The following is a 13,560-nucleotide window of genomic DNA, read 5'->3' on the forward strand; positions in this document are numbered from 1 at the left end:
CTCATTGTGGTTAGCGGTTGCGTTTTAGACAATCTGGCATAAAGTTAATCATATGATTGATTAACTTCGAGCGTGACCCATGCCAGCTTCCGTACCTCATCAGGCCGCCGGCCGGGCGCGCGGCGAGCAAACGCGCCGGCAACTGCTCGCCGCGGCGACCGAACTGTTCGGCGAATTCGGCCTGCAGGGCGCCACCACGCGCGATATCGCCCAGCGCGCCGGCCAGAACATCGCCGCCATCACCTACTACTTCAGCTCCAAAGAGGGGCTGTATCTGGCCGTGGCGCAGTCGCTCGCCGATTTCATCCAGCAGGCGTTCGCCCCGTTGGCCGAAGAGGTCGATCGCTTTGGGCAAGAAGCGCCCGAACAACGCTCACCCGACGCGGCGCTACGCTTGCTGCAGCGCGGCCTGCTGGCCTTCAGCGAGCTGATGACCCAGCCGCACACGCTGAACCTGAGCAAAATCATGTCGCGCGAACAGCTCGCCCCGACCGAGGCCTATCCGCTGATCCACCGCCAGGTGATCGCGCCGATGCACGAGCGGCTGTGCCGCCTGCTGTCTGCTGCCACCGGCATTGACGAGCACGCCACTCGTCTGGTGCTGCATACCCACGCGCTGATCGGCGAGGTGCTGTCGTTCCGCGTAGCGCGAGAGACCATCCGCCGCCAGGCCGGCTGGCAAGAGATTGGTGAAAGTGAAGCTGCGCAGATCGCGGCGGTGCTGAGCGAACATATCGAGATTTTGGTTATTGGGCTGCGCCAACGTCACGGCGCGTAAATTCAGGCAGGGAGTGTTATGAACAAAAAACGCAGTGCCTTGATCGTGTTGTTAATTCTGCTGATCGCGGCCGCCGCTTACGCGGTCTGGCATTACCAACAGCAGCAGGATAAGCCGCTGACGCTGTACGGCAACGTCGATATCCGCACGGTCAACCTCGGCTTCCGCGTCGACGGCCGCCTGGCGTCGCTGACGGTAGATGAAGGCGATACCGTTCAGCCGGGCCAGCTGCTCGGCAAACTGGACGATGCCCCCTATCACAACGCGCTGCAGCAGGCCGAGGCCAACGTCGGCAGCGCGCGTGCCAAACTGTCGCTGCTGCAGGCCGGCTATCGCACCGAAGAGATCGCCCAGGTGCAGTCAGAAATGGCGCAGCGCCAGTCCGCCTTCGCTTACGCCGACAGCTTCCTGAAGCGCCAGCAAGGGCTGTGGGCGAAAAACGCTACGTCCGCCGACGCGCTGGAGGATGCGCGCACCGCCCGCAATCAGGCGCAGGCCAACCTGCAGGCGGCGAAGGACAAGCTGTCGCAATACCGCAGCGGCAATCGCCCGCAAGAGATTGAACAGGCCAAGGCCGACGTGGCGCAGAGCGAAGCGGCGCTGGCGCAGGCGCAATTGAACCAGCAAGACGCCACGCTGGTCTCCCCGTCCGCCGGCACGGTACTGACCCGCGCGGTGGAGCCGGGCACCATGCTCGGCGCCGGCGGTACGGTGTTCACCCTGTCGCTGACCCGGCCGGTGTGGGTGCGCGCCTACGTCAACGAGACCAGCCTGAGTCAGGCGGTGCCCGGCACCGAGCTGGAAATTTACACCGACGGCCGCCCCGACAAGCCTTACCACGGCAAGATCGGTTTCGTCTCGCCGACCGCGGAATTCACGCCGAAAAGCGTTGAAACGCCGGATCTGCGCACCGATCTGGTGTACCGCCTGCGGGTGATCGTCACCGACGCCGACGACGCGCTGCGCCAGGGCATGCCGGTCACCCTGCGCTTCGCCAAACCCTGAGGCCGGCCATGGAACAGGCGCACACCATCGAGCTGGAAGGGCTGGAAAAACGCTTCCCGTCGCTTGAGAAACCGGCGGTCGCCAGCCTGACCACCACCCTGCGCAGCGGCGCGGTCATCGGGCTGGTCGGCCCGGACGGCGCCGGCAAAACCACCCTGCTGCGCATGCTGGCCGGGCTGCTGCAGCCCAGCAACGGCAAGCTGCGGGTCGCCGGGCTGGATCCGATCGCGCAGGATCGTCAACTGCACGCGATCCTCGGCTACATGCCGCAGAAGTTCGGGCTGTATGAGGATCTGACGGTGATGGAGAACCTGACGCTGTACGCCGATCTGCGCGGCGTTACCGGCGATCTGCGGCGCCAGACCTTCGAACGGCTATTGAAATTTACCGATCTGACGCGTTTCACCGAGCGCCTGGCGGGCAAACTGTCCGGCGGCATGAAACAGAAGCTCGGCCTGGCCTGCACGCTGGTCGGCGAACCCCAGGTGCTGTTGCTGGACGAGCCGGGCGTCGGCGTCGATCCGATCTCGCGCCGCGAGCTGTGGCGCATGGTGCACGAGCTGGCCAACGACGGCATGTTGATCCTGTGGAGCACCTCTTATCTCGACGAGGCCGAGCAGTGCCGCGAAGTGCTGTTGCTCAACGAGGGTGAGCTGCTGTTCAGCGGCGCGCCACAGGATCTGACCCAGCGCATGGCCGGGCGCACGGTGTTGATCGCCGCGCCGCCGGGCAGCCATCGATCGTTGCTGCAGCGGGCGATCTGCCTGCCGGCGGTCACCGACGGCGTGATCCAGGGCAAGTACCTGCGCCTGATCCTGAAAGAAGGCGAAGATCACCGGCAGCTGCTGCAGGCGCTGGATCTACCGGACGCCGAACTGGACGAAGCGGATCCGCGCTTCGAGGATGCGTTTATCGATCTGCTCGGCGGCGGCCCCAACCATCGCTCGGCGCTGGCGGAGATCATGCCGACCGTCAACGGTGAAAGCGGCGAAACGGTGATCGAAGCGGTGCAGCTGACCAAAAAATTCGGCGACTTCGCCGCCACCGATCACGTCGACTTTCAGGTGCGGCGCGGAGAAATCTTCGGCCTGCTCGGCCCGAACGGCGCCGGCAAGTCCACCACCTTCAAAATGATGTGCGGCCTGCTGGTGCCGTCCGGCGGCAAGGCGCTGGTGCTGGGGATGGATCTGAAGACCAGCTCCGGCAAGGCGCGCCAGCGCCTCGGCTACATGGCGCAAAAATTCTCGCTGTACGGCAACCTGACGGTGGCGCAGAACCTGAAGTTCTTCTCCGGCGTCTACGGCCTGAGCGGCAAGGCGCAGCGCGACAAAATCGACGAAATGTCGCGCGCCTTCAACTTCGCACCGATCCTCGATCAGACGCCGGACGCGCTGCCGCTCGGCTTCAAACAGCGCCTGGCGCTGGCCTGCGCGCTGATGCACGAACCGGATATTCTGTTCCTCGACGAACCGACTTCCGGCGTCGATCCGCTGACGCGGCGCGAGTTCTGGCTGCACATCAACGGCATGGTCGACAAGGGCGTCACGGTGATGGTGACCACCCACTTTATGGACGAGGCGGAATACTGCGACCGCATCGGCCTGGTGTATCGCGGCAAGATCATCGCCGCCGGCACGCCGGACGATCTCAAACAACAGGTGGCGCGCGACGACAATCCCAGCCCTTCGATGGAGCAGGCGTTTATCGAGCTGGTGCAGGGCTACGACGAGGAGGAAACGCGGTGAGCGATAACCGACCCCCAATCGACGACGGCGGCTTCTCCTGGCGCCGGCTGCGGGCGCTGTGCCTGAAGGAAACGCGGCAGATACTGCGCGATCCCAGCAGCGGCCTGATCGCCTTCGTCATCCCGCTGATGCTGCTTTTCATCTTCGGCTACGGCATCAACCTGGACTCCAGCAAGCTGCATCTGGGCATTCTGATGGAGCAACAGAGCGAAGACGCGCGCGATCTGGCCCACGCCTTCGCCGGTTCGCCCTATATCGAACCGACCATCAGCGACAACCGCCAGCAGCTGATCCAGCAGATGCAGGCTGGCACGATCCGCGGCCTGGTGGTGATCCCGGTGGATTTCGACCAGCGCATGGCGCGCCCGCACGACAGCGCCCCTATCCAGGTGATCACCGACGGCAGCGAGCCGAACACCGCCAACTTCGTGCAGGGCTATGCCCAGGGCGTATGGCAAGTTTGGCAACAGCAACGCGCCGCCGATCGGGGGAGCAGCGACAAGCCGCTGATTGACGTGCAGATGCGGTACTGGTTCAACCCGGCGGCCATCAGCCGGCACTACATCATTCCCGGCGCCATCACCATCATCATGACGGTGATCGGCGCCATTCTCACCTCGCTGGTGATCGCCCGCGAATGGGAGCGCGGCACCATGGAGGCTCTGCTGTCCACCCAGGTGACGCGCAGCGAGCTGCTGCTCTCCAAGCTGATCCCCTATTACTTCCTCGGCATGATCGCCATGGCGCTGTGCATGGCGGTGGCGGTGTGGGTGCTCGGCGTGCCCTATCGCGGTTCGCTGCCGATCCTGCTGCTGATCAGCAGCCTGTTCCTCGCCAGCACCCTCGGCATGGGCCTGCTGATCTCCACCCTCACCCGCAACCAGTTCAACGCGGCGATGGTGGCGCTGAACGCCGCCTTTCTGCCGTCGATCATGCTGTCCGGCTTCATTTTCCAGATCGACAGCATGCCGGCCATCGTGCGCGCGGTGACCTACATCATTCCGGCGCGTTACTTCGTCAGCACGCTGCAAACGCTGTTCCTGGCGGGCAACGTCGGCACCGTGCTGGCGATCAATCTGCTGTTCCTGATCGCTTCCGCCGTGGTGTTCATCGGCCTGACGGCCTGGAAAACCCAGCGCCGGCTGGATTAAGGAGAAAGAGCGATGTTTCACCGTCTGTTGACGCTTATCATCAAGGAAATGCAGGCGCTGCTGCGCGATCCGCAAACCCGCGCCATCCTGATCATGCCGGTGATCCTGCAGGTGCTGCTGTTCCCGTTCGCCGCGACGCTGGAAGTCACCAACGCCACCATCGCGGTCTACAGCGAGGACAGCGGCCAGGCCTCGGTGGAGCTGACCCAACGCTTCGCCAAGGCCAAAGCCTTCTCCCATGTGCTGCTGCTGCGCAATCCGCAGGAGATAAAGACCACCATCGACAACCAGCGGGCGCTGCTGCTGATCCGCTTCCCGGCGCAGTTCTCGCGCGATATCGCCGCCGGCCACACCGCGCCGCTGCAGCTGCTGCTCGACGGGCGCAACTCCAACAGCGCGCAGATCGCCGCCAACTACGTGCAGCAGATCGTGCAGGAATATCAGAACGAACTGCTCGGCAGCCGCGCCAAACCCAACAACAGCGAACTGGTGGTGCGCAACTGGTATAACCCGAATCTGGACTACAAATGGTTTGTGGTGCCGTCGCTGATCGCCATGATCACCACCATCGGCGTGCTGATCGTCACCTCGCTGTCGGTGGCGCGCGAACGCGAACAGGGCACGCTGGAACAGCTGCTGGTCTCGCCGCTCACCACCTGGCAGATCTTTATCGGCAAGGCGGTGCCGGCACTGATCGTCGCCAGCTTCCAGTCCAGCATCGTGCTGTTGATCGGCATCTTCCTGTACCAGATCCCGTTCGCCGGATCGCTGTTGCTGTTCTATGCCACCATGCTGCTATACGGGCTGTCGCTGGTCGGTTTCGGCCTGCTGATCTCGTCGCTGTGCGCCACTCAGCAACAGGCGTTTATCGGCGTGTTCGTGTTCATGATGCCGGCGATCCTGCTCTCGGGGTATGTCTCGCCGGTGGAGAATATGCCGGTGTGGCTGCAGGATCTGACCTGGGTGAACCCGATACGCCACTTCACCGACATCACCAAGCAGATCTACCTGAAGGACGCCAGCTTCAGCATCATCTGGCGCAGCCTGTGGCCGCTGCTGGTGATAACCGCCACCACCGGCAGCGCCGCCTACGCGCTGTTCCGCCGCAAGATCGCATAAAAAAAGCTCTGCATATCACATGCAGAGCTTTTTGATCGCCAGATACCCTAAGGCTTGAAAGACGACGGATTTAGCGGCGGTTGCCGAAGATGCGCAGCAACATCAGGAACAGGTTGATAAAGTCCAGATACAGCGTCAGCGCGCCGACGATGGCGTACTTGCGGAAGCCGTCTTTATCATCGGCGTTCAGCTGCTCGCCCATCGCCTTGAGTTTTTGCGTGTCGTACGCGGTCAGACCGACGAACACCACCACCCCGATGTAGGTAATCGCCCACATCAGCGCGGTGCTTTTCAGCCAGATGTTCACCAACGAGGCCAGCACGATGCCGATCAATGCCATGAACAGCATGCTGCCAAAGCCGCTCAGATCGCGCTTGGTGGTGTAGCCGTACAGGCTCATGGCGCCGAACATGCCGGCGGTGACCACGAAGGTGCTGGCGATTGAGCTGTAGGTATAAGCGATGAAGATGCTCGACAGCGTCAGCCCGGTCAGCGCCGAGTAGAGCATGAACAGCGAGGTGGCCACCGCGCCACTCAGGCGGTTGACCATGCCGGAAATCACGAACACCAGCGCCAACTGGGCGATGATCAGACCGAAGAAGGTGATCTGGCTGGAGAAGATGAAGTTGAGGATCGCGGGCGTATTGGCCGCATACCAGGAAACGAACGCCGTCAGCAGCAGACCGCAGGTCATCCAGCCGTAAACCTGCGCCATGTAGGCCTGAATGCCGCTGTTGGCACGTTCGACGATTGAACCATTAGAGCGTGGATATCGGTCCATGACGGTTACCTTTTGCGTTGTAAACAAGATTCCGAAGCCCCGCGAACGGGGCTTCGCCTGCTATAAGCGTACCACAGAATAGGCCGCGCGAAAGCGGCAAAGGTCTTGATTTGTTTCCGCTGTTGACGCGCTATTTAGCCGCTTTTTGCCAGCGCTGCGCCGCCTCGCGATCGCTGTCGCGGGCGTCCACCCAACGATCGCCCTGGCCGGTGGCTTCGCGCTTCCAGAACGGCGCTCGGGTCTTCAGGTAGTCCATGATGAACTCGCTGGCGGCGAACGCCATGCTGCGGTGCGCGCCGGTCACGCCAACGAACACGATCTCGTCGCCGGGATACAACGCGCCAACGCGGTGGATCACCGTCACGCGCTGCAGCGGCCAGCGGCTGCGCGCCTCGGCCACGATCTCCGTCAGCGCCTTCTCGGTCATGCCGGGGTAGTGTTCCAGCGTCAGCGCGCTGACGTCGTCCCCAAGGTTATGGTTGCGCACCTTGCCGGTGAAGGTCACCACCGCGCCGTCGGCGTCACACTGCGCCAGCCACTGATACTCGTCGCCGACGTTGAACGGCGCTTCGCCCACGCGAATGCGGGTGTTTTCCATGCTTACCCCCCGGTGACCGGCGGGAAGAAGGCCACCTCATCGCCGGCGCGCAGCGGGTGATCCGCCGCCACCAGCGACTGATTGACCGCCGCCAACAGCTTGCCGGACTCCAGCGCCAGCGCCCAGCGATCGCCGCGCGCGCACAGCGCCTGGCGCAGCGCCTCGACGGTCGGGTAATCCGCCGGCATCGACAGCGTGCCGGTGCCCACCAGTTCGCGCACCTGCGCGAAGAAAAGAATATCGATCATGCGTTCACCTTAAAATCGCCGGATTTGCCGCCGCTTTTCGCCAGCAGGCGCACCGGGCCGATCACCATGTCTTTCTGTACCGCTTTGCACATGTCATAGATGGTCAATGCCGCCACCGAGGCGGCGGTCAGCGCCTCCATCTCGACGCCGGTTTTGCCGGTCAGCCGGCAGCAGGTTTCGATGCGCACCCGGCTGTGCTCCGTCTGCGCCTCCAGCTGCACTTCGACTTTGCTCAACATCAGCGGGTGGCACAGCGGGATCAGCTCCCAGGTGCGTTTGGCCGCCTGAATGCCGGCGATGCGCGCCGTGGCGAACACGTCGCCCTTGTGATGGCTGCCGTCGACGATCATCGCCAGCGTGGCGGGCAGCATCTCGACGAAGGCTTCGGCGCGCGCCTCGCGCACCGTTTCGGCCTTGGCGGAAACGTCGACCATATGGGCTTCGCCGGCGGCGTTAATGTGGGTTAGCTGTGTCATGACTCAGGGCTTCTTTAAATGGGGCTGGAAGTTGCACGGCCGATGGCGCGCGTCCAACTGCTCTTCGATAATCCGCTCCCAGGCGGTGCGGCAGGCGCGGGTGGAACCCGGCATGGCGAAAATCACCGTGCGGTTGGCCAGGCCGGCCAGCGCGCGCGACTGGATCGTCGCGGTGCCGATCTCTTCGTACGACACCATGCGGAACAGTTCGCCGAACCCCTCCACCTCTCTGTCGAACAGCGGCAACAGCGCTTCCGGCGTGTTGTCGCGCGCGGTAAAACCGGTGCCGCCGGTGATCAGCACCGCCTGCACGTTGTCATCGGCAATCCACGCGGAAACCCGCGCACGGATCTGGTAAATGTCATCTTTGACGATGGCACGATCCACCACCTGATGGCCGGCTTCCCGCGCCGCGTCCTGCAGATATTGGCCGGAGGTGTCTTCCGCCGCGCCGCGGCTGTCGGACACGGTCAGGATGGCGATATGCGCCGCAATAAACTCGCTGCTCGCATGGCTCATGGTTCAATAAGCTCCTATTGGCTGTCAGCCGCCGATAAACGACAGGTTCTGGGTGATCCCGCTGTTGCCCTGATGCAGGAAATGGGTCTGCTTCTTGCTCAGCAGCCCGCTCTGGATGCGCGCCTTCAGCGCGTCGAGCTGGCCGTCGTCCGCCAGCAGATCGCGCAGGGGCACCCCCTGCTCGCCGAACAGGCACAGGTGCAGATTGCCGATGGAAGAAACGCGCAGCCGGTTGCAGCTGGCGCAGAAGTCTTTTTCATACGGCATGATAAGACCCACCTCACCCTGGTAGTCCGGGTGGCTGAATACCTGCGCCGGGCCGTCGCTGCGGCCGCGCGCCTGACGCTGCCAGCCCTGCTGTTCCAGCTGCCGGCGAATCACTTCACCGGAAACGTGGTGTTTGCGAAACAGCTCGCCGCCCTCGCCGGTTTCCATCAGTTCGATAAAACGCAGCTGGATCGGCCGATCCTTGATCCAGGCGAGAAAGGCGCCGAGCTGCTGGTGATTGACGTCGCGCATCAGCACGGCGTTGACCTTGACCTTGCTGAAACCGGCGCTAAAGGCGGCGTCGATGCCGTCCATCACCTGGCGGAACTTGTCCTGGCCGGTGATGGCGTGAAACTGACGGGGATCCAGGCTGTCGATGCTGACGTTGATCGCCGTCAGACCGGCATCACGCCAGGCGGCGACGTCGCGCGCCAGACGGTAGCCGTTGGTGGTGACCGCCAGCGTGCGGATGGCCGGGTTTTCCCGCACGGCGGCGATGATCTCGGTAAAATCACGGCGCAGCGAAGGCTCGCCGCCGGTCAGGCGCACCTTTTCGGTGCCCAGTTCGGCGAACGCGCGGCTGACGCGGCGGATTTCATCCAGCGACAGGAAGCTTTTCGGGCTGCCGCTCGGCTTGTAGCCATCGGGCAGACAATAGGTGCAACGAAAGTTACACACGTCGGTGATCGACAAGCGCAGGTAATAGAACTTGCGCTCATAAGCATCAATGAGTTGCGGTACCATAACACCTTTCCAAAGTCGGGAGATGCGAGCGTTTCCCCTCTGCACCCTGGTGGCTGACTTCGCCACGGCCCAGGCGCCATATCGTTCCGGATGAACAACGTAGGCGCAGGGGCTAGGAGTTTGATTTCTCTTCCCGCTACCTTGAGTAGCCGGAATGAAACCGTGGTTTTCAGCAGAATTCTAGCGCTAATCGGCAACGATAGCCAACGCGTTAATTCGCTATATAATTGTCTATACAGCGTTTTTAGACGCCGTCTATTCGGGTAAACCATGATAAACATCGCTTGCGTGGACGAATTGACCAGAATCACGCAAATGACACTCTTTATCGCGTTTTTATGCCGGATCCGCTACCTTATGCGGGCAGTTCAGCCCCTTTGTAAGGAAATTTATGCGTAATCGTACCCTGGCCGATCTCGACCGCGTGGTGGCGTTGGGCGGCGGACACGGTCTGGGCCGTGTGATGTCGGCCCTGTCGTCCTTAGGCTCCCGCCTGACCGGCATCGTCACCACCACCGACAACGGCGGTTCCACCGGCCGCATCCGCCGTTCGGAAGGCGGCATTGCCTGGGGCGATACCCGCAACTGCCTCAACCAGCTGATCACCGAGCCGAGCGTCGCCTCGGCGATGTTCGAATACCGCTTCAGCGGCAACGGCGAACTGGCCGGCCATAACCTGGGCAACCTGATGTTGAAAGCGCTGGATCACCTGAGCGTGCGCCCGCTGGAAGCGATCAATCTGGTGCGCAGCCTGTTGAAGGTGGACGCGGCGTTGATTCCGATGTCGGAACAGCCGGTGGATTTGATGGCGCACGATCACGAAGGCAACCATGTTTACGGTGAAGTGAATGTTGACCAACTGACTCTTATGCCGCAGGAGCTGATGCTGTCGCCCCCGGTCAACGCCACGCGCGAAGCGCTGGACGCCATCGCGCAAGCCGACGTGATCCTGATCGGGCCGGGCAGTTTCCTCACCAGCCTGATGCCGCTGCTGCTGCTGGACGATCTCACCCAGGCGCTGCGCCGCAGCAGCGCCAGCATGATCTATATCGGCAACCTCGGCCGCGAACTGAGCGTGGCCGCCGCGGCACTGTCGTTAAAGGATAAGCTAACGCTGATGGAAGAGAAGATCGGCCGCCGGATGATCGATGCGCTGATTGTCGGCCCGGCGGTGGACACCAGTGAAGTGCAGGATCGGGTGGTGATTCAACAGCCGCTGGAAGCGAGCGACATCCCCTACCGCCACGATCGCCAGCTGCTGCGCCAGGCGCTGGATCACGCGCTGGTGGAGCTGGCTGCCCGCCGCTGACCGAATTTAACCGTCTCGCCCGCGCAGCCAGGGATTATCGCTGGCCGGGGCGGGATGGCTGACCATATCGATATACAGCTCTTCCACCTCTTTGCGCGCCCAGGGCGTGCGACGCAAAAACTTCAGGCTGGACTTGATGCTCGGATCGCTGCGGAAGCAGTTGATGCGAATGCGCGCGCCCAGTTCGGACCAACCGTAGTGATCCACCAGTTTATTCAGCAGTTGCTCCAGCGTCACGCCGTGCAGCGGGTCTTTAGACTGGTGTTGGCTCATGTTCGGTACTCTTCGTGGTCAAATCGGGCCGCACACCATAACAGCTTTGACGCGGCCGACAAGGAATTTTGACGCCCACAGCGCGGGCGCCGTCCAACGGTCAGGAAATCGCGATGAACTGCTCGCGCAGCTGGTGGATTTCGTCGCGCAGCGCAGCCGCCTGCTCAAACTCCAGGTTCTGCGCATGGGTGTACATCTGCGCCTCCAGATCGCGGATTTTCTGATCCAGCGCTTTCGGCGTGAGGTTCTGCAGCTGAGCGCCGCCGTCCGCCGCCTTGCTCCTGCCTTTACCCTTGGCGCGGTTGACCGGCTGGCCGATCTGCAGAATATCGCCGATCTTCTTGTTCAGCCCCTGCGGCACGATGCCGTTGGCTTCGTTATAGGCCTGCTGCTTGGCGCGGCGCCGCTCGGTTTCACCGATCGCCTTGGCCATCGAATCGGTGATGCGATCGCCATACAGGATCGCCTTGCCGTTCAGGTTACGCGCCGCGCGGCCGATGGTCTGGATCAGTGAACGCTCGGAACGCAGGAAGCCTTCCTTGTCGGCGTCCAGAATCGCCACCAGCGACACCTCAGGCATGTCGAGGCCCTCACGCAGCAGGTTGATGCCCACCAGCACGTCAAACTCGCCCAGACGCAGGTCACGGATGATTTCGACCCGTTCCACGGTATCGATGTCCGAGTGCAGGTAGCGCACGCGCTCGCCATGCTCTTCCAGGTATTCGGTCAGGTCTTCCGCCATGCGTTTGGTCAGGGTGGTCACCAGCACGCGCTCGTTGATCGCCGCGCGCTTGCGGATCTCGGAGAGCAGATCGTCCACCTGAGTGGCGACCGGCCGCACTTCCACGATCGGATCCAGCAGCCCGGTCGGGCGCACCACCTGATCGATCAGATCGCCGCCGGATTTCTCCAGCTCATATTTGCCCGGCGTGGCGGAAACATAGATGGTCTGCGGCGCCAGCGCCTCGAACTCCTCGAAGCGCAGCGGGCGGTTGTCCAGCGCCGACGGCAGACGGAAGCCGTACTCCACCAGCGTTTCCTTGCGCGCGCGGTCGCCCTTGAACATCGCGCCGATCTGCGGAATGGTCACGTGGGATTCGTCGACCACCAACAGGCCGTCCGCCGGCAGGTAGTCGAACAGCGTCGGCGGCGGCTCGCCCTCGGCGCGCCCGGAAAGGTAGCGCGAGTAGTTTTCGATGCCCGAGCAGTAGCCCAGCTCGTTCATCATCTCCAGATCGAACTGGGTGCGCTGCGTCAGGCGTTGCTCTTCCAGCAGCTTGTTGTTGGCCAGCAGCACCTTGCGGCGGTCCGCCAGATCGACCTTGATCTCTTCCATCGCCTGCATGATCCGCTCGCGCGGCGTCACGTAGTGCGACTTCGGGTAAATGGTAAAACGCGGCACCACCTGCTCAATCTGCCCGGTCAGCGGATCGAACAGCGACAGCCGTTCCACTTCTTCGTCGAACAGCTCGACGCGCAGCGCCAGCTCGTCCGATTCCGCCGGGAAGATGTCGATCACCTCGCCGCGCACGCGGAAGGTGGCGCGCTGGAAAGCCTGATCGTTGCGGGAATACTGCAGCTCCGCCAGGCGGCGCAAAATGGAGCGCTGATCGATGATCATCCCCTGGGTCAGGTGCAGCATCATCTTCAGGTAAAGATCCGGATCGCCCAGGCCGTAGATCGCCGACACCGACGCCACCACCACCACGTCGCGCCGCTCCAGCAACGCCTTGGTGGCGGAAAGACGCATCTGCTCGATGTGCTCGTTCACCGAAGCGTCTTTTTCAATGAAGGTGTCGGAGCTGGGCACGTAGGCTTCCGGTTGGAAGTAGTCGTAGTAGGAGACGAAGTATTCCACCGCATTCTCCGGGAAAAACGCTTTCATCTCGCCGTACAGCTGCGCCGCCAGCGTCTTGTTCGGCGCCAGCACCATGGTCGGCCGATTCAGATCGGCTATCACGTTGGCGATGGTGAATGTCTTGCCCGAACCGGTGACCCCCAGCAGCGTCTGGTGCGCCAGGCCGTCTTCCAGCCCCTCTTCCAGCTTGCGGATGGCTTCCGGCTGATCGCCGGCCGGTTTGAACTCGGAATGCAGTTTGAAAAGTTTACTCATTGCTCGGCTACCCTGTGGAGATGCGCGCGCTCAGGCGGCCAGCCGGCTCTGCGCCGGACATGGCCCCTAATTATGGAAAGTGTCGGCGATTTGCGCCAGTGCTCATGATACTGGATATAAAACCAGCTTCAAGCGGATTCGTCGCTGCGCCCGGCACGGCGGCGATGCCGTTGCACCGTGAGGTTACAGCCGGGTGACATTTTTATTGTCAATAACAGATTTATCCCCAGAACTTGCCGCGAATTAACTTATTGATAGCACCGCGTCGAAAAATCATACATAGAGACCTGATCAATACCCCTGTGTCTTGATTTTAATTAATCTATTGATATATAAGATATTTAATAAAAAGACGAGAATGCGGGCAAAGCGAACAGAACCCGCGTCGGCTCTCGCTTTACAGCGTTTTTCTAAATCTAATGCACAAGGTTATC

At 62.2% G+C, this 13,560-nt stretch carries 14 protein-coding genes and 1 riboswitch; of the genes, 6 read left to right on the forward strand and 8 right to left on the reverse strand.

What is annotated here, in order from left to right:
- Window positions 1-79 precede the first annotated feature (79 nt).
- From cecR to ACJ8IJ_RS09860, 5 genes are read left to right on the forward strand one after another with little or no spacing between them, the layout of a single operon-like run.
- Window positions 80-778, forward strand: coding sequence for a transcriptional regulator CecR (gene cecR / locus ACJ8IJ_RS09840; RefSeq protein WP_021503995.1), 699 nt, complete (start codon window positions 80-82; stop codon window positions 776-778).
- Window positions 779-796: 18 nt separating this feature from the next.
- Window positions 797-1,783, forward strand: coding sequence for a secretion protein HlyD (gene hlyD, locus ACJ8IJ_RS09845; RefSeq protein WP_442518589.1), 987 nt, complete (start codon window positions 797-799; stop codon window positions 1,781-1,783).
- 8 nt (window positions 1,784-1,791) lie between these two features.
- On the forward strand, window positions 1,792-3,528 hold the full coding sequence (locus ACJ8IJ_RS09850) for an ATP-binding cassette domain-containing protein (RefSeq protein WP_286093949.1): 1,737 nt from the start codon (window positions 1,792-1,794) through the stop codon (window positions 3,526-3,528).
- On the forward strand, window positions 3,525-4,679 hold the full coding sequence (locus ACJ8IJ_RS09855; RefSeq protein ID WP_033633869.1) for an ABC transporter permease: 1,155 nt from the start codon (window positions 3,525-3,527) through the stop codon (window positions 4,677-4,679). The genes ACJ8IJ_RS09850 and ACJ8IJ_RS09855 overlap by 4 nt, the downstream gene beginning before the upstream one ends.
- Window positions 4,680-4,691: 12 nt before the next feature.
- Window positions 4,692-5,798 (forward strand): ABC transporter permease, encoded by a 1,107-nt coding sequence (locus ACJ8IJ_RS09860; protein ID WP_048322433.1) that lies wholly within the window; start codon window positions 4,692-4,694, stop codon window positions 5,796-5,798.
- A 70-nt stretch (window positions 5,799-5,868) separates the two neighbouring features.
- Here the strand turns inward: ACJ8IJ_RS09860 and ACJ8IJ_RS09865 are convergent, their stop codons facing one another.
- From ACJ8IJ_RS09865 to moaA, 6 genes are all read right to left on the reverse strand, one after another.
- The gene (locus ACJ8IJ_RS09865; RefSeq protein ID WP_004939761.1) at window positions 5,869-6,579 is read right to left on the reverse strand and encodes a Bax inhibitor-1/YccA family protein; all 711 of its coding nucleotides are present in this window, start codon (window positions 6,577-6,579) and stop codon (window positions 5,869-5,871) included.
- 130 nt (window positions 6,580-6,709) lie between these two features.
- On the reverse strand, window positions 6,710-7,177 hold the full coding sequence (moaE, locus tag ACJ8IJ_RS09870) for a molybdopterin synthase catalytic subunit MoaE (protein ID WP_286093948.1): 468 nt from the start codon (window positions 7,175-7,177) through the stop codon (window positions 6,710-6,712).
- A gap of 2 nt (window positions 7,178-7,179) precedes the next feature.
- The gene (moaD, locus tag ACJ8IJ_RS09875) at window positions 7,180-7,425 is read right to left on the reverse strand and encodes a molybdopterin synthase sulfur carrier subunit (protein WP_049187156.1); all 246 of its coding nucleotides are present in this window, start codon (window positions 7,423-7,425) and stop codon (window positions 7,180-7,182) included.
- Complete coding sequence (gene moaC / locus ACJ8IJ_RS09880; protein ID WP_004939770.1) at window positions 7,422-7,901, reverse strand: cyclic pyranopterin monophosphate synthase MoaC; 480 nt, start codon at window positions 7,899-7,901, stop codon at window positions 7,422-7,424. The genes moaD and moaC overlap by 4 nt, the downstream gene beginning before the upstream one ends.
- 3 nt (window positions 7,902-7,904) lie before the next feature.
- Window positions 7,905-8,420 carry a molybdenum cofactor biosynthesis protein B gene (moaB, locus tag ACJ8IJ_RS09885; RefSeq protein ID WP_021503999.1) on the reverse strand — a complete coding sequence of 172 codons (516 nt, stop codon included), beginning with the start codon at window positions 8,418-8,420 and terminating at the stop codon, window positions 7,905-7,907.
- A 24-nt stretch (window positions 8,421-8,444) separates the two neighbouring features.
- Window positions 8,445-9,431, reverse strand: coding sequence for a GTP 3',8-cyclase MoaA (gene moaA / locus ACJ8IJ_RS09890; RefSeq protein ID WP_033641045.1), 987 nt, complete (start codon window positions 9,429-9,431; stop codon window positions 8,445-8,447).
- A riboswitch (molybdenum cofactor riboswitch) is annotated at window positions 9,418-9,562 on the reverse strand. It overlaps the preceding gene by 14 nt.
- A 260-nt stretch (window positions 9,563-9,822) precedes the next feature.
- On the opposite strand from moaA, the gene ACJ8IJ_RS09895 reads away from it, so the two are divergent.
- Window positions 9,823-10,740 carry a gluconeogenesis factor YvcK family protein gene (locus ACJ8IJ_RS09895; protein WP_004939781.1) on the forward strand — a complete coding sequence of 306 codons (918 nt, stop codon included), beginning with the start codon at window positions 9,823-9,825 and terminating at the stop codon, window positions 10,738-10,740.
- A gap of 6 nt (window positions 10,741-10,746) precedes the next feature.
- Here ACJ8IJ_RS09895 and ACJ8IJ_RS09900 read toward each other — a convergent pair whose 3' ends face one another.
- Window positions 10,747-11,013, reverse strand: a complete 267-nt coding sequence (locus ACJ8IJ_RS09900; RefSeq protein ID WP_044031724.1) for a VF530 family DNA-binding protein — start codon at window positions 11,011-11,013, stop codon at window positions 10,747-10,749.
- 100 nt (window positions 11,014-11,113) lie between these two features.
- Complete coding sequence (uvrB, locus tag ACJ8IJ_RS09905) at window positions 11,114-13,126, reverse strand: excinuclease ABC subunit UvrB (RefSeq protein ID WP_442518590.1); 2,013 nt, start codon at window positions 13,124-13,126, stop codon at window positions 11,114-11,116.
- Window positions 13,127-13,560 lie beyond the last annotated feature (434 nt).

The organism is Serratia sp. CY40230 (genome assembly GCF_052168835.1).
GTDB classification, from domain to species: domain Bacteria; phylum Pseudomonadota; class Gammaproteobacteria; order Enterobacterales; family Enterobacteriaceae; genus Serratia; species Serratia nematodiphila.

Excerpts from the sequence above, each read along its gene's own strand:
- cecR (WP_021503995.1), top strand. The coding sequence starts at position 80 with ATGCCAGCTTCCGTACCTCATCAGGCCGCCGGCCGGGCGCGCGGCGAG.
- hlyD (WP_442518589.1), top strand. The coding sequence starts at position 797 with ATGAACAAAAAACGCAGTGCCTTGATCGTGTTGTTAATTCTGCTGATC.
- ACJ8IJ_RS09850 (WP_286093949.1), top strand. The coding sequence starts at position 1,792 with ATGGAACAGGCGCACACCATCGAGCTGGAAGGGCTGGAAAAACGCTTC.
- ACJ8IJ_RS09860 (WP_048322433.1), top strand. The coding sequence starts at position 4,692 with ATGTTTCACCGTCTGTTGACGCTTATCATCAAGGAAATGCAGGCGCTG.
- ACJ8IJ_RS09865 (WP_004939761.1), bottom strand. The coding sequence starts at position 6,579 with ATGGACCGATATCCACGCTCTAATGGTTCAATCGTCGAACGTGCCAAC.
- moaE (WP_286093948.1), bottom strand. The coding sequence starts at position 7,177 with ATGGAAAACACCCGCATTCGCGTGGGCGAAGCGCCGTTCAACGTCGGC.
- moaD (WP_049187156.1), bottom strand. The coding sequence starts at position 7,425 with ATGATCGATATTCTTTTCTTCGCGCAGGTGCGCGAACTGGTGGGCACC.
- moaC (WP_004939770.1), bottom strand. The coding sequence starts at position 7,901 with ATGACACAGCTAACCCACATTAACGCCGCCGGCGAAGCCCATATGGTC.
- moaB (WP_021503999.1), bottom strand. The coding sequence starts at position 8,420 with ATGAGCCATGCGAGCAGCGAGTTTATTGCGGCGCATATCGCCATCCTG.
- moaA (WP_033641045.1), bottom strand. The coding sequence starts at position 9,431 with ATGGTACCGCAACTCATTGATGCTTATGAGCGCAAGTTCTATTACCTG.
- ACJ8IJ_RS09895 (WP_004939781.1), top strand. The coding sequence starts at position 9,823 with ATGCGTAATCGTACCCTGGCCGATCTCGACCGCGTGGTGGCGTTGGGC.
- ACJ8IJ_RS09900 (WP_044031724.1), bottom strand. The coding sequence starts at position 11,013 with ATGAGCCAACACCAGTCTAAAGACCCGCTGCACGGCGTGACGCTGGAG.
- uvrB (WP_442518590.1), bottom strand. The coding sequence starts at position 13,126 with ATGAGTAAACTTTTCAAACTGCATTCCGAGTTCAAACCGGCCGGCGAT.